This is a genomic window from Amycolatopsis sp. lyj-112 (assembly GCF_046549055.1).
In the GTDB taxonomy this organism is placed as follows: Bacteria; Actinomycetota; Actinomycetes; order Mycobacteriales; family Pseudonocardiaceae; genus Amycolatopsis.
The window spans coordinates 123002-137025 of sequence record NZ_JAJPWS010000010.1; the positions used below are offsets into that span (position 1 = coordinate 123002).

The window sequence follows — 14024 nt, forward strand, 5'->3', positions numbered from 1 at the left end:
GGCTGGCCCACCGGCCTCTCGGTGGGTTTCTGCCCGGCCGGTGGGGAAGTACCGGCCGAGGCAGTGACCCGGCTTTAGAAGGGCGGCTCGCCCGCTCCGGCACCGGCGCAGTGACCCGGCTTTAGAAGGGCGGCTCGCCCGCTCCGGCACCGGCGCAGTGACCCGGCTTTAGAAGGGCGGCTCGCCCGCTCCGGCACCGGCGCCGACGAGGTCCCGCTCGGGCGCCGGGCCCCACAGCTCCTCCGCGGACTGCGCCGCGGGGGCAGACGCCGCTCCCGCCGGAACGGAGGCCGGCTGACGCTGGTTCGTCTTCGAGGTCTTGGTGACCTTCGCGGTCGCGTACCGGAGGGACGGACCGATCTCGTCGACGTCGAGTTCCACGACGGTGCGCTTCTCGCCGTCCTGGGTATCGAACGTGCGCTGCTTCAGCTTGCCCTGCACCACGACACGGGCGCCTCGCGTGAGGGATTCGACGAGGTTCTCCGCAGCCTGCTGCCAGATGTTGCAGCGCAGGAACAAGGCCTCGCCGTCCTCCCATTCACCGGTGCTGCGGTTGAAGGTTCGCGGCGTGGACGCGACCGTGAAGTTCGCGACCGCTTTCCCGGAGTGCGTGAAGCGCAGCTCCGGATCGGAGGTGAGGTTGCCGATGACGGTGATGACGGTTTCTCCAGCCATGGTGTGCTCCTGGTTGTTGAGGTGGGTGGATCGCGCGCAGCTCTAGCGCTCCGTGGCTGGGGGTCGCCGTCAGGCGATGTCCCCGGATCGGCTCATTCGTCTGGTGTGTACCGGCCTGCACCCGACTGGCGTCGGGCGAGCGGATGGTGAGGGCCGGTTCATCCAGGCGAATCGGGCCGGAACCTCGGGGACAATTCCCCCGGCCGGGGTGCGCTTGACTTTGTGCGGACCACACATCCGCAACCAGGAGAACACCTGCCTGGCCGCGTGCGAGTGGTCTCTGGGTTCGGGGTATGCCCATCGGGCATACCCCGAACCCAGAGACCTCCCTGGAAACCCAGTCTTTCCCGTACGTACGTCTTAACCGGCTGAGCTCACGACCGCCTGTGCTTCAGGGCTGCCTGATCGCCCGGACGTTCCCGCCGATTGGGGATCACGCGAGTACCGCGGGTGGCGTGATCCAGCTGCACAATGACGTGGCACCGTCCGCGGCGGCTCGACAGGGTTGAAATGCCCTCGGCACTGGGCCGAAGTGCCCTCACCAAACGGTTAGATCGTCTGGAGATTTCCTTTGCAGCGTCAGGAAAAACTGGCATCCAGGTAGCGTCGAACGAGTAGTCGATCACTCAGCAGGGTTGATCGAGCGAGGGAGACAGGGGAACCCACATGTCACGTTTCACCACGACGGGTCTGGCGGTGGCCAGCACGGTCGTCGGACTGGCGTTGGCCACTGCACCGGCACAGGCCGCCACACCGGGCACCACCCAGACGCAGATCAACCAGTGCAGCTGGCTGGGAATCCCGGCCGGCTGGATCGACACCGCCCACTTCTACAGCGCGGCCTGCGGCAATTCGATCTTTCTTAACACCATGGTCCTCGTCGATGGGTCCAGCGTGCCGGTTGGCACGCAGCTCACCATGTGCGCGACGACCCAGTTCGCGCCGCCCTCTGGGTGGGCCATCGTCGCCGGTCCGTTCAGCCAGCCGAACTGTTCGACCTCGCAGCCCAACTTGAACAAGAACACCTACGCGGTGAAGCGTTTTTCCTGACCGTTGAAGGGTAGTTGCGCACACGCATGAACGTGGATCCCGTCTTGCCGGGGTCCACGTTCGTGCCGGGAACGCGCGGCGCTGTACACGAAACAAGGCAACGATTCTGCTGAACTCGTTGACTGTGACGTACGCGCACTGCGGGCGGTGCCACCCGACGGCCGTCGGGTGGCCTGGACCAGCGTGGGCGACCCGGCTGGGGCACCGGGAGACTCATGATCAGCGATCTGGACCGCGACAGCCGCGGCAACTGGCGACCGGCGCCGGCTTCGGCGGTCTGTGTACCGTGCCCGCGTGGTCGCTCCCAATAGCCGAGTTCATCCTGGCAAAGGAGATCGACGCGGCCGAAGCGGGCGATGGTCTGGACAGGTGTATATCGTCGGCGACTTCGACGAGTTCGTTGACCAGCGCGGCGGGAACGTATCGGATCTTGAAGCCCGGTCTCCGCGGCGCGGTGCCGACCCGATGAGCAGGCGGGACTTGCCGTTGCCGGAGTTCCCGATCAGGCAGACCGGCTGCCCGGTGCGCTTCTTGCCTTAACCGAAGGAACGTCGTCGGGGTCAGTCGCCTTGGTCGCTGGCCGGAACGGCTGGGGGAGTACTGCGAGGGCCGAGCGGCGCTGTCAGCTCGGCGCGGGTCATACGGGATTGCCGGCGCAGGATGTCACGGACCTTGTCTGGGTGGAGGGCGTTGGCGACGGCGGCCATGATCAGCTCTGTCAGGGTGTCGGGGTTCGGTGACGTCTCGGCGATGAGACCGGCGGCGACGCGATCGCCGCGCAGGTAGGCCATGGTCGCGATCGTCCCGGCGAGCACGATGCCGCAGTGCCGTGGTGCGTGCCGCCACAGGTGTAGGCACAGTTCCTCGGCTGCCCGGGCTCGTTGCTGGCTGTCGTGGACAAGGACGGAGTCGCGGATCCGCAGCGACGTGAACGCGGCGACCAGGTCAGCGATGGTCGCGTGGTCGTGGGGGAGGTCGCCGGCCTCGGCGGCGGTGATGGCGTTCTCGAGGCGGGCGAGTCGACGGCTCAGCGCTGTCCGGTCGTCGGTGAGGTCTTCGAGTTCGGCGGCGTGAACGTGGGGTGGCACCAGTCGTGCTACCGCGGCCAGGTCCTGCTCAGGTGCGGGTGTGAACTGTTCTGTGAACTCGGCGCGGCTGCTGTAGATCCTGTTGCCTGAAGCGACGACGACGGCTGTGACAGCGGATGCGGCGACATCGGGCAAGGTCCCGGTGTGGCCGCGGTCGAGGTAGCAGGACCAGGTGACGCCGGTGTCGAAGCTGGGGAGGAACAACAGTTCGACGTCGCGGACGCCGTGCTTGAGGAAGCTGTCGGCGACGAGCGCTAGTTCGTCGCGGTAGGGAAGATCGGTTCCCTGTCGCTTGTGGACGACGACACAGACCAGGGAAGCGAGCAGCTGATCACCGACCATCGGAGCCAGGCACGTGGCGAGGTGGTCGGGAGGTCCGTGCACAACGTCAGCCAGGTCCGCCCGGCCGGCGACGTGGAGACGGCGTGTCCCGTCAGGCTGATCAGTGAAGGCGAGAAATACGACGGAATCCGCGGGGCGGAAGCCGAGAATCGCCGGGATCGCGGCAAGCAGCTCACCGGTGGACAGGCGGGCATGAAGCATGGCAATCACCTTTCACGAAGGAAGAAAGCGGGTGAGGAGAACAGTGGGCGAATGTGCTCGGCGGACCTCTGCGGCGTAGCGCACCGGACCTGTCATGGTGATTCGGTCGTGACCACGGCAGAGCGGACAGGCCGTACGGGCGTAGCAGCATGCCCAGAGCGCGCTGGGTGGTAGTTGGATGTCACGAACTTCCACGGGACGTGAGTTCCGCTCCGGTCAGGAAGCGATGCCAGAACCCGTTGTCCGGAGTTCAGCCGAGGCGACTGGCGGCGGGGGTTGAGCCATCGTCCGGTTCTCTTCGTGGCATGCGGAATACGTTGTCCGGTCGCGGGGCCGTGGTGATGGGGACTCCGCGCAGTTCGCGACGGATGAGTGCGACGGCACGATCGAATGGGTCGGACTCTGTTTCCGATGATGTGGATTCGGTTCTGCTGGCGAGCATGGGAGTCCTCGCGTGAGAGTGGGCGGGCCGGGCTTGCCGACGCGCGCCATGCCCGGAGCGTGAGAAACCGTTGGAGGGTAACGCCGCGACCGCGCCGGGGGAGTTTGGCGCGGCTGTGTCTCAGAGTTCCGTCACGACGGTGATGGTGGTGGTCGGCGGGCCGGTCACGGACGCCGTACCGTCCGCGTGAACGGTCACGACAAGAGGTGTGTGGCCTTCGCGGTACGCCTTCGCGCAACCGGGGTGGAAGCCGTGCAGGACGTCGTCGTCTTTGTATCGTGCGATGACGGCGACTTGTCCGACGTTGAAGGCTTGTGAGCAGTCTCGGCAGGTGTAGACGTTGTGCTCGTCGGCGGCCGCTACTGTGACGACGATCAGGTCGCCGAGGCTGGAGCCGGGCTTCAAGGTCATCACGTCCGGTCCCGCAGGGGGTGTTGTCGCGCGGTACGTCGTTCGGACCGTGTCTCGGTTATCGTGTGTCGGGCTGCCGGGAGGGTGAACGAGTCCTTCGCACGCCCAGCCTTCGTTGAGGTGGTCGTGCCGGTTCTTCTCGTCCCAGAACTCCAGCGCGATGATCGTGCCGTCTTGCGCCGCGTAACGTTCGGCCGCCTTGTCGCGTGCGTTGCGACTCGCATAGGAAATGGCTGCTTTCGCGCCGTCAGCCGTGCGCAGGATCCTGAACGGCTTCCGTGGTTTGCCTTGATTCATAAGACTTCCTCTCGATTACGGCACCAGCCAGCGCGAAGGATGCTGCGCGCTGGGAATTCACGCGTAGGGCTCTGCCGAGGCACGACGACCAGCTGTTGGGTGGCAGGTATCGGGCCTGGCGAGACGCGTCTCACGACTGTCGACACGTGGGGTGGGCACAGTTCGCGCTTTCTGCCTAACCTGTGTGACCGGCGAATGCTGGTCGCAGGTGAGGAGCACGGGCCGGGCCCGGACATGAGGTCCGGGCCCGGCGTGGCCGTGGTTCAGAACGGGCTTTCGCTGTTCGGCCGCGCGGTCGCAGTGGTGTTTGTGGGGCGGTCGTCGTACCTGTCCTCATACACTGAGGCGTTGACACTGTGGACGGTCATCGTGATCCCGGCGTCGTTGTTGACCGCGTCCAGGGCCGCCTTGACACGGGCGTACGCCTCGTCGCGGCTGGTGGCGCCCTTCACCTGGCTGATCGAGACGGTGATCGTCGCCTCACCGGTGTAGTGCATCGCGACGGGCGACAGATCGAGGTCTACCAGTGCATCTTGAGTGCCGGGCAGGCACCAGGTGCCGTTGAAGTGCTGCTCGAGAATCTCATCGCGGACGCTGGTCCGGTAGGCGATGTGCCGTTCACGCTCGGCTGCGAGCGCGGTGCGGAGTTCCTGGATTTCGGTGTTCATCGTGAGAGTCCTCCGGGAGTGTGGTTGGTGCAGTCGTCGTGATGCCCGGCACGTGCGTGGTGCAGGTGCCGGGCATCGGGGAGCGGTGGGTCAGGTGCGCTGGGCGCGGAGGTGGTCGCGGAAGCTGGCCCGGGTTACGTGGGCCTGGCCGATCTGCTTGCTGTGGACGAATAGCTCCAGCCGCAGCGCTTGCTGGGTGAAGGTGCGGGCACAGTCCCGAAGTTCCTGAGCCCGTACCGGCCCGGCGGCGCGGGCCTTGGTGCGGCAACTGGCGGCCATGGCGCGGAATTCTGTGGCGGAGGTGGCCATCTCAGAGTTCCACCACGTGGCCGGTGTGAACGAACACCGACAGCGAGTCGCTGGAAACACTGACCGTGGGACTGCCGGTCACGTGCTGCTGAACGACGGTGACGATGGCCTCTTTGAGCGCGTCCCTCGCTTCCGGCCCGCCCAGCTGCCGCATGGCGGTCTCCCCGACGTAGGTGTTCTCGGTGTCGGCGTCGAGCTGAACGTTGATGGCGACGGTGGAGCGGGTCACGCGCTTCGGTTCGAACGGCTCCAGTTCGAGCTTCGTCAACACGGTGTTGAGGATGGGGAGAGTCCACATGTTGTCGCGGTAGCCTTCGATGGCGCGGTCTCGCACCTGTGTGCGGTAGGTCGTGTGTTCGTCGCGGACGGTCTTCAGCTGTTCCCGCAGTTCCGCGGCAGAGGGCTCAACCGCGGCGGCCGGGGCCGTGGTGTTGTTCTCGTCAGTCACGGTGGTCTCCTGGGCGTTGTCGGGGTGGGTGGGACGCTGTGCGGCGTCAGCACATGCCGGCGGGGGTCGCCGTGAGGCGATGTCCCCGGACCGGCTCATCCGGCCGGTGTGGACCGGCCTGTACGGCGCCGGCGCGTGCCGCGGGTGGCGGCGGCCGGTTCGCCTGGGCGGATCGGGCCGGAGCTTCGGGGACAGTTACCCCCGCCGGGGTGTGCTCGTCTTTGGGCGGTTCACACAGCCCGGCATGCCGGGAGACACGCGATAGACACCGGATTCCGTGACCGAAAGCCGTCTATCGGATCGACAGATCCGATAGACGGCTTCAGGGAACGGTCAGGTAGTGGTCCATGACCATCCGGGACGGCCAATGGCGTAGCGATGATCATCGTCAGGGGTGACGCGGTCGGGGCGGTAGCCTTCGGCGGCGGCGATGTTGCTATCGACGAAGATCATCGTGTCGTCTTCCCAGTACACGCGGCTGTAGGCGTCGTCGACGAACCAATGGGCGTGATTGAGCCAGGCGCTGAAGCTCCTCGCGACCCTCGGCCGGAAGCGAGGACGTTCATCGCCGTGCTCGCTCGGGGTGTCCAGAACGGCGGGAAACGCTGCACGGGTATGTCCCAGGGTGACGTACTTTTCGCCGGGCTCTAGGCGCAGGTAACGAGGCTTGACCAGTTTCCTCCTCGTGGACTTGATGATCGCTGGACTCGTGGGGGGTGCGGACACGTGCCAGAACCAAGGATCGTTGCCGTAGAGGGGATACAGGCCGTCGGTGTCGGGCCAGATGCGGCCATGCCATTCACTGTCGTCGCTGGACAGGTACGCGGTCACCGGTCCGTTGGGAAGTCCTGACGGATCTGTCCAGGCGGTGGCGAGGCGGATGCGGATGGCAGGGTTGTCGGACAGCCAGCGCTGGAGGTCGAGGATGACCGCGGGGCGCAGGCGAGGGCTGGCTCCGATGTTGGACAGTGTCATCGGCCCGACCTCGAGCCGGGCGGGGAAGCTGGTACGACGATCGGGCGGCACACCGGGGATGTCCAGTTCGACGTAGTACTCGCCGGGTAGTGCATGCGACATCAGCGTTTCTCCTCTGCAACATCGACGGCATGGGGATGGGTGCCGGAATCTGCATCTGCCGGGAACCCCGCCGTTCGGTTCCGGACCAATGGGCCGTCGAGTTTGGTGAGCTGGACTCGGGCTTCCCAGCTGGTGTCGTTCATGAGCCGGCGGATTTTCCGGTCGAGACAGGTGTCGACCATGCGGACGAGAGTGGTCGGATTCCTGGACTGATTGTGTTCGTGGATTGTGAACGCACATGTTGATCGCCTGTCGTGATCAACATCGCTAAGGTTCGACCGCGCCGGGGCGTTCCTCGCGATCAAGTCTGGTTGCCACTCGACGCGCCTCCGGGTCATTCGCTTCCGCTTCGGGCTTGGCGCCCCGCCTGTTGCTTGTCCTCGTTGCGTGATCACTACGTTGCCAGTGGGGGCGTCGACAGCAGTGCAGAAGTGGAGCAGGCTATGGCACCGGCGATTGGCGATTGGCTGCCATCCCGCATGACCGGTAAACGGCATGTGCGCGTGTTGTGTGGGTAACAAGCAGGTCGGTGTGAGCGCCGGCACCACGGAAGCTCGTCCCATCCACCTGGCGGGAGAGGCTGACCGCCGATGATCTGGTTGCGTTCCTGGCGCGCGTAACAGCGTGATCGTCCTGCGCGACTTCTCTTGACCTGGAGACGACGAGCAGGGGAGATGCTGATGGCGAACGCGACACGCCGTCCCGGCGAGACCAACGCCCAGTTCGCCGCCCGCCTCCGCGACGAGATCGCGCAGCTGCCGAGGGCCTGGGGTGCTGAGGACATGGCCGGGGAGCTTCGTGCGCTCGCGAGCTGGATCGGACACAGCGACTTTCGAGGAGACCTTGTACTGATCTCGCCTGAAGTGCAACTGGATCTCACCGAACTGGTTGACGTCGACGGTTGGCTCGTCAGGTTGAACGGCGAGATCAAGGGCGTGATCGACAACGAGGACCTCGAGGACGAATGTCCGTTGTGGAAGCAGCGTGAGACTGCGGACCCGGCAGCGCTCTACGCGCAGATCGAGCTACACCTCCACGAACGCCGGAACCTGTAACGGTGGACAAGATCACCAGTATCGCCAGGGCTGTGTGGCGTGCGCTCTCAGCGATTGTCTACACGCCATGGGGGCCGGCGCTCGGCGGCCTTGGCTGCTTGATCGTCATGATCGTTTCGTGGTACTGGCCCTTTGGTAAGGATCCGAACCTGTGGGCTGGCCTTGGCCAATGGGTCGGCGGCGCTGGTGCATTCATCGCCGCGTGGGCCGCACTCCGGATCGCACGGAAGGATGCCTGGCGCCAGGCCGCCCAGGAGACGGAACGACGACGGATCCAGGCCTACTACGTGAGCGCGCGCGTCGACGCGACGTCGGTCGGCGAGGGGATCCGAGTCTGCGTACGGAACCAGTCTCCGGAACCGATCGAAGACGTCGACATCGTGGCGATCCACATTAGTGGCCAGACGCAAAATTTTGTTCTCGAGTGCGCCTTGAAGAACGAACGCAAGCGGGACGTTTTCCTGCCGATTGACGACGACTGGCGTCCCTGGGTGGTGCCCACCGAGGGCACGCTGACGGCTGAGATGCTCGCGATGGCGACGTCGGAGAAGCATCTGCCTGAGGTTGTCTTCAGGGATCTTGGTGGAACGCGGTGGCGGAGGATCGGCAACCGGCCACCCACGAAGGAGCGAGCGTGAAGTTGGCTAGATTCGTGTTCAAGAAGATCAGCTCGCGTGTGTGGCTTCTTCTGGTCGGCGGTGTGGTCGGTGCCATCGCCATATTCGGGTTTCGTGTGTGGCTTGAACCTGGCGATTGGGCGGGACTTGGTCAATGGGTTGGTGGCCTCGGAGCGCTCGCCGCCGCTCTTGTGGCGCTCGACATCGCCAGGCGGGAGACGGTTCATAGAGAGCAGGCGGATGCCCATGAGGACTTCGTGCGTGCCACGTTCATTACGAGTCGCACTGAAGGGGGGCAGGTTCTCGTGATAAGCAACCGTGGCCCCGAACCGGTAGTCGATGTACTTGTACTGAACTGGTACGAGCAGGGAGAAGACCACGCGCGCCCTGCTCAAATGGTACCTATTCGAATCCTGATGCCCATGAAGCCGCAGTACAACACGGTCTTCGAAATCAAACCACACATGCGAAGTCTGGAGGACGAATTGCCAACGATGATTCAGCGGGGTGTGGTGTTCGAATACGCGTACACCGACATGCGAGGGAATCGGTGGTCGCGAAGGGGTGACGAGCTGCCGGTCTTGGTGAGGGGAGGCTAGCGCTGCGGCGTGTCTGGCAGCGCCCCCGCCGCGGCGCGCCACCACTTGGCGGTATGCCGACCCCGTGGCGTTATCGACGACCTTTACTGCAGTTGCTGGGCCTACAACGGAGATTTCGCGCAGGGCATCACCAGCAGCCCGGATGATCCGCAGGCGCCGCCGATGATTGGGATGCCCAGGCCGACGGGCCTGCCGCTCGGCGCTTCGGGCGCGACTCCGGGTGCCACCGCACTGGTCGGAGCGTCGCCGGCGACCCTGGTCGGGGCGGGCTACTTGATGGTGTTCGCGGGGGGCAGCGGCTGGCTGCTGCGGCGCCGGGATGTCCTCTGGCCTGGGAAAAGGCGCAGGGGATCTTTGCTACCGCTCTCTGTCGGTCAGGCTAGGGCGTCGAGGTGCGGACGGATGGGATGCCTTCGCCGAGACTGTCCCATCCGTCCCAAACGGCGGATCGGTCGCAACAGCTGCCACAACCTTCGTCGAAAGATCAGCAGTAGCGGGTCGTGGCTGCAGGGTTCGGATACTTCACGCCGTGTTGCGACGAACCTCGCTGAGACGACTGTTCAAGTATGCGCGAATCATCTGATGTTCCACCGCCCCGGACACCCGTCACTATCCCATCTACTCTGACCGGTGCTGACGCACTACGGACATCGCCGCCAAAAATACACCCAATTCCGCGATGGGTAATTGCAGCTGGAATACCGGCAATGGTGGTTGTTGCAGTTGCTTCGGTGTGGCTTTTGCTTGGGTTCAAAGTCGACCCAGGCGGCCTTGACGCCATTCGCACAGGTGGCACTCTCGGTGTCGGCCTCGGCGGCATTGTAGTGCTATGGCTCGCCGTTCGCAAACAACGGTCAACAGAGCTGGATCTGGTGCAGAAATATGAAGCCTACCTACTAGCTGAACGAGCCGCTGCGCACAGCGAGGCCGTCGCGGAACGAACAGCGCAACATGACGAGCAGGTAGCCGCAGACGACCGGGATCACCAACAACGTGTCCTAGACGCAAGCGAGCGAGATGCGATTGCGCGACGAATAACTGATCTATACAGCAAGGCTATCGATCAACTTGGATCAGAAAAGGCGTCGGTGAGACTGGGTGGCCTTTACGCTTTAGAGCGGCTCGCGCAAAATAATCCGGATTTCCAGCTTCGACGTACCGTCGTCAATATGATATGCGCCTACCTGCGTATGCCATACGCGGAGCCAAAATCTGCACTTGGGGTGTCGCGCCCATTGCGCAGTCATGTAGTCCCACTAAGCAGATCTGTGTTGTCGACGCACCGGTTGAACTCCGTGTCGCCTGACAGAAATGCGGGCGCCGACAGCGCGCGTCAGGAACTTGAGGTCCGGTTGACGGCACAGCGCATTATAAGTGCACATCTCAAGCCTGGAAGCGACCCTCGGGAGCCTCTCGGAACCTTCTGGTCTGGGATCGAGTTAGACTTCTCGGGGGCGACTCTAATTGATCTCGATCTAAGTGAATGCCACATAGATGCAGTCACCTTCGAAGCGACGATTTTCAAAGGTAAGACAAAATTCTCCAAGTCGACGTTCATTGGCAATGTCCAATTTGACGGCGCAACGTTTGTCGAATCTGTAACATTCGACGGAGTGCATTTTGGGCGACGTATCTGGTTTCGCGGTGGGAGGTTTGCTGACAGGGTGAGCTTCCGTAATACGTGTTTCGACGGTGGAGTCAACTTTTTGGAGTCATCTTTTGCGGGTGATGTTCACTTTAGTAAGATAGACTTCAGCGATGACGCGTCATTCTTGAATGCCAGGTTCGCTGAGGACGTCTTATTTAACGATGTAACTTTTCGCGGTGCATACTTCGATGGGGCATCCTTTAGTAAGTCGCTACTTCTAAATAATGTGAACATTGAGGCTTACGCATGGTTTAGTAAATGTCGGTTCAAGGGCTCCGTCTTGTTTAGAGATGTGACACTGCCGGATCAGGTGAAGGTCAAAGAGGCGGAATTTGCCATCGGGATCCCCAGGGAGTTGGCGTCGTTTGTCGCCAATCCTCTCTAGGGGGAGCTGCCCGTATCGGGCCGTTGCCTCGCAGATAAGTGCACAGCTCGCGAAGTTCCAGTCCTCCATAACTTGTGCCCAGTCTCGGGTGAGCCTTTTCAAAGATGGGCTCGCTGTCCAACCGGCAAACCCCGCCGTCATGCACAAGTAGCTACTGAGCGAGTGATACTAAATCGTCGGAGTCAGCGTGGAATGCACCCGTTTCGACTCGCGTGCGACTTCGCTGGCGGCTCCGGTTCGACGCTCAGGGTTTGTTGTCACAGCCAAGTCGTGGCTTCCGGCTCGGAGGGCGGGTTGGTGTCAGCGGTCATCGCAGGTTCCTTTGTGTCGTTCGGTGATGACACGGGGGTTGTGGCGCCCGGCTTCGATGCCGTCGCGAATGGTGGTGGTGAGTTCTCGCCAGTCGAACCCGGCGACGCCGAGATGGTGGCGTGCGGCTTCGATGAGGTGGTGAGTGATCGCGGAGTGAGTGATCCAGTCGTTGGCGAGTAGTTCGCCTAGTGCGGCTGCGGCCGCGTAGAGGGTGAGGTGACGGTGTCCTTCCTCGGCGGCGGCGACGTTGCGGCATTCGGCGGCGAGGGCGGCGTTGACGTAGGCAGCGACCCGTCTGCTGGTCGCCGGTAGGTCCTGAGCTGTGGTCGGCCGCGGAGGTGGCGGCGGCGGGGTGAGCGCGGTGACCAGCCAGTCGGGCAGGACAGCGATCGGGACATCCCGGACCACGGTGTAGGGCACCAGCGTGCCGTCGACGCCACCGACCGAGCCGGGAGCGGTGATCACCGAACCCGCGCCACGCGTGTCGACTCGCCATCCCAGCCCGCGACCTCGGTCGCCTGCGGTGCCGCGCAGCTCCGCACCGGGCGGGCGGAGGAAGTGGCGGTGTTCACCGAGACCGGGGGTCGCCACGGTGAAGGTATCCACCGGATCGGGTTGCCGTGCCCGCGCGGCGAGCAGCGCGACGACGTCTCTACCGTGCTCTACTCCCAGTGCCGCCCAGCGAGGCGGGACCGGGCCGTGGGCGGCGTCGAGGTCGAGCACCAGCAGCCCGGATGGTCCGCAGGCGACGCCGATATTGCTTCTGGACTTATCTGGCCACCACTTGCAGATCTTGTCCTCGTCACGTGTCGCGCGTGCCTCCCATCGTGTGATGGCAGGGATTTTGGAGTTCGGACGGAGCGGGAAGACGTGCCATCCGCGTGCGGCGGCGTCGAGTGCGGCGGCACGGAATTCATTGTGACTCAAGGAATCATTCCTTCCTGAGAGACACCGGAGGCTCGGGTTGTGTGCCTGGCGATGTGCGGAGCCGGGTGTCGGCGGCCGGGGTCGGTGAGGTATCCACGGCGCGGCATGGTGCCGCCGATCGAGTCCCTGCGGGTCGCAGGAGCGGTTGGCGGGCGTGGCGCGCCAACCGCCTGTCGACGTTTGGTTGGATCGGCGGTCGTGGTTGTGGCTAGTCCGCCTGGGGAAGTGGCAGGCCGCACACACTGCAGGGGTCGCCAGGGTCGCCGTCGTGGGAGGAGATGCCCTCGTCGAACGGCTCAACGGGGCATCCCCTTTCTAGGGCGACGGCGAGGGCGGTGTCTCGGTCTGGCGGAAGACAGTCCGTGCAGTGGCCGAACGTGTCGGCGATGTCGCCGGTGATGCGGCAGTCGCACTGTCGGCACAGAAGCCCGGCCTGCACGAGCGCGAGCTGGAAGTCGAGGCCTGTCCCGTCGCGTTGCAGCTGCTCGATCATCAGTCCGAAATTGTCGAGTTCCGCTGTCCGGCTGAAGCGGAGCCATTCCTGTTCGGTCAGCGGAGGTTCGCCGATGTGGGTGGCGAGGTACCAGTTCTCGGCGGTCCACAGATAAAGCGGTAACCCGTAGTGGATCGCGAGCCGCTTGATGACTGTCGCCGCGTCGAGATGGGTGATAGTTCCTGCCGGTAGTAGAAGCAGGTCGGTCAAGGACGTCGGCTCGTCGGGGTTGGCGAGGTTGAGTGCGGCGGTCAGTGTCCCGTCGCGGACGATGTTGTCTTCGGTGCCGAGAACGTCGCGCAGCGCGTGGAAGAACCAGTCCTCATTGGTGACGTCGTCCTCGGTCATCCTGTGGAGCCAGCCGCGGATGTTGTCGGTGGAGCGTGTACCGCCACGGTTGGCAAGGACTGCGTGGGCGGCGACAGCGTTTGCGTGATCCAGTTCAGCCGCGAGGGTCAGCAGGGCACGCGCCCAGCGAGTGGCCAACGCCGGGGTGAGTGTCCATTCGTCGATGTCGGATTCGAGGACAGCCTCGAAGGGTGTGCGGTAGGTCAAGACCAGTCCGGGCATCAGGTTCCATGTCGAGGTGGACACGGTCCGGGTGTCGGCTTCCAGCAAGGGAATCGAGATGCTCGCGGGCAGCGGCTTCCATGTGGAGAACTCGTGGGCGTAGCCGAGCAGGTGTGCTGCGGCGTCGCGTGCGGTGTCGCTGTCGTAGTTGACGGGCTGCCGGAGAGCGGCGGGGTCGGCCAGCGTGACGAGGGAGTGTCGGTTCAACGGTGGCAGGGTCTCGCACTGGGCGAGGTGTCCGGTGGGGGAGAGGATGTAGCGGGCGAGTGGCAGTGGCTTGGGTTGGAGCGCGATCTCGATGCGTTGGTGTTCGTGAGTGGACACGGTACTCCTTTCACAGGGGATCGGATTCGCCTGTGTGCGGCGGATCCGGCACTGGGGGTGACGAACTGGTTGGTGTGGTGCGGAAG

15 protein-coding genes are annotated in these 14024 nt (G+C 64.1%); 5 read left to right on the top strand and 10 right to left on the bottom strand.

What is annotated here, in order from left to right:
* Window positions 1-168 precede the first annotated feature (168 nt).
* A complete protein-coding gene (locus tag ACLJRL_RS28950) occupies window positions 169-675 on the bottom strand; it encodes a single-stranded DNA-binding protein (protein ID WP_410659472.1) in 507 nt (168 codons plus the stop codon).
* A 666-nt stretch (window positions 676-1341) separates the two neighbouring features.
* Here ACLJRL_RS28950 and ACLJRL_RS28955 point away from each other — a divergent pair.
* Window positions 1342-1725, top strand: a complete 384-nt coding sequence (locus ACLJRL_RS28955; protein WP_410659473.1) for a hypothetical protein — start codon at window positions 1342-1344, stop codon at window positions 1723-1725.
* 560 nt (window positions 1726-2285) lie between these two features.
* Here ACLJRL_RS28955 and ACLJRL_RS28960 read toward each other — a convergent pair.
* From ACLJRL_RS28960 to ACLJRL_RS28990, 7 genes are all read right to left on the bottom strand, one after another.
* On the bottom strand, window positions 2286-3356 hold the full coding sequence (locus ACLJRL_RS28960) for a DUF4192 domain-containing protein (protein WP_410659474.1): 1071 nt from the start codon (window positions 3354-3356) through the stop codon (window positions 2286-2288).
* A gap of 562 nt (window positions 3357-3918) precedes the next feature.
* A complete protein-coding gene (locus ACLJRL_RS28965; protein ID WP_410659475.1) occupies window positions 3919-4506 on the bottom strand; it encodes a hypothetical protein in 588 nt (195 codons plus the stop codon).
* 263 nt (window positions 4507-4769) lie between these two features.
* Complete coding sequence (locus ACLJRL_RS28970; RefSeq protein ID WP_410659476.1) at window positions 4770-5174, bottom strand: hypothetical protein; 405 nt, start codon at window positions 5172-5174, stop codon at window positions 4770-4772.
* 90 nt (window positions 5175-5264) lie between these two features.
* Window positions 5265-5453: a hypothetical protein gene (locus ACLJRL_RS28975; protein WP_410659477.1), complete on the bottom strand. Its 189-nt coding sequence runs from the start codon at window positions 5451-5453 to the stop codon at window positions 5265-5267.
* 31 nt (window positions 5454-5484) lie between these two features.
* Window positions 5485-5931: a hypothetical protein gene (locus tag ACLJRL_RS28980; RefSeq protein ID WP_410659478.1), complete on the bottom strand. Its 447-nt coding sequence runs from the start codon at window positions 5929-5931 to the stop codon at window positions 5485-5487.
* Between the two features lie 333 nt (window positions 5932-6264).
* Entirely contained in the window at window positions 6265-7008 is a 744-nt protein-coding gene (locus ACLJRL_RS28985; RefSeq protein WP_410659479.1) for a hypothetical protein, read from the bottom strand.
* Window positions 7008-7190, bottom strand: a complete 183-nt coding sequence (locus ACLJRL_RS28990) for a hypothetical protein (RefSeq protein ID WP_410659480.1) — start codon at window positions 7188-7190, stop codon at window positions 7008-7010. Before ACLJRL_RS28990 ends, ACLJRL_RS28985 begins: the two co-directional genes overlap by 1 nt.
* Window positions 7191-7688: 498 nt before the next feature.
* Here ACLJRL_RS28990 and ACLJRL_RS28995 point away from each other — a divergent pair, with 498 nt between their 5' ends.
* From ACLJRL_RS28995 to ACLJRL_RS29010, 4 genes are all read left to right on the top strand, one after another.
* Window positions 7689-8063 carry a hypothetical protein gene (locus ACLJRL_RS28995; RefSeq protein WP_410659481.1) on the top strand — a complete coding sequence of 125 codons (375 nt, stop codon included), beginning with the start codon at window positions 7689-7691 and terminating at the stop codon, window positions 8061-8063.
* 2 nt (window positions 8064-8065) lie between these two features.
* Window positions 8066-8701, top strand: coding sequence for a hypothetical protein (locus ACLJRL_RS29000; protein WP_410659482.1), 636 nt, complete (start codon window positions 8066-8068; stop codon window positions 8699-8701).
* Complete coding sequence (locus ACLJRL_RS29005; RefSeq protein ID WP_410659483.1) at window positions 8698-9279, top strand: hypothetical protein; 582 nt, start codon at window positions 8698-8700, stop codon at window positions 9277-9279. Before ACLJRL_RS29000 ends, ACLJRL_RS29005 begins: the two co-directional genes overlap by 4 nt.
* Before the next feature lie 707 nt (window positions 9280-9986).
* A complete protein-coding gene (locus tag ACLJRL_RS29010) occupies window positions 9987-11312 on the top strand; it encodes a pentapeptide repeat-containing protein (protein WP_410659484.1) in 1326 nt (441 codons plus the stop codon).
* A 300-nt stretch (window positions 11313-11612) separates the two neighbouring features.
* Here ACLJRL_RS29010 and ACLJRL_RS29015 read toward each other — a convergent pair whose 3' ends face one another.
* Both ACLJRL_RS29015 and ACLJRL_RS29020 read right to left on the bottom strand, forming a co-directional pair.
* Window positions 11613-12551 carry a bifunctional DNA primase/polymerase gene (locus tag ACLJRL_RS29015; RefSeq protein WP_410659485.1) on the bottom strand — a complete coding sequence of 313 codons (939 nt, stop codon included), beginning with the start codon at window positions 12549-12551 and terminating at the stop codon, window positions 11613-11615.
* 208 nt (window positions 12552-12759) lie between these two features.
* A complete protein-coding gene (locus ACLJRL_RS29020; protein WP_410659486.1) occupies window positions 12760-13938 on the bottom strand; it encodes a hypothetical protein in 1179 nt (392 codons plus the stop codon).
* Window positions 13939-14024: the final 86 nt, after the last annotated feature.

What these genes read in the sequence shown, in the direction of transcription:
- ACLJRL_RS28985 (WP_410659479.1), bottom strand. Translation starts at nt 7,008, where the DNA reads ATGTCGCATGCACTACCCGGCGAGTACTACGTCGAACTGGACATCCCC.
- ACLJRL_RS28990 (WP_410659480.1), bottom strand. Translation starts at nt 7,190, where the DNA reads ATGGTCGACACCTGTCTCGACCGGAAAATCCGCCGGCTCATGAACGAC.
- ACLJRL_RS28965 (WP_410659475.1), bottom strand. Translation starts at nt 4,506, where the DNA reads ATGAATCAAGGCAAACCACGGAAGCCGTTCAGGATCCTGCGCACGGCT.
- ACLJRL_RS28955 (WP_410659473.1), top strand. Translation starts at nt 1,342, where the DNA reads ATGTCACGTTTCACCACGACGGGTCTGGCGGTGGCCAGCACGGTCGTC.
- ACLJRL_RS28970 (WP_410659476.1), bottom strand. Translation starts at nt 5,174, where the DNA reads ATGAACACCGAAATCCAGGAACTCCGCACCGCGCTCGCAGCCGAGCGT.
- ACLJRL_RS28995 (WP_410659481.1), top strand. Translation starts at nt 7,689, where the DNA reads ATGGCGAACGCGACACGCCGTCCCGGCGAGACCAACGCCCAGTTCGCC.
- ACLJRL_RS28960 (WP_410659474.1), bottom strand. Translation starts at nt 3,356, where the DNA reads ATGCTTCATGCCCGCCTGTCCACCGGTGAGCTGCTTGCCGCGATCCCG.
- ACLJRL_RS29010 (WP_410659484.1), top strand. Translation starts at nt 9,987, where the DNA reads ATGGTGGTTGTTGCAGTTGCTTCGGTGTGGCTTTTGCTTGGGTTCAAA.
- ACLJRL_RS28975 (WP_410659477.1), bottom strand. Translation starts at nt 5,453, where the DNA reads ATGGCCGCCAGTTGCCGCACCAAGGCCCGCGCCGCCGGGCCGGTACGG.
- ACLJRL_RS28950 (WP_410659472.1), bottom strand. Translation starts at nt 675, where the DNA reads ATGGCTGGAGAAACCGTCATCACCGTCATCGGCAACCTCACCTCCGAT.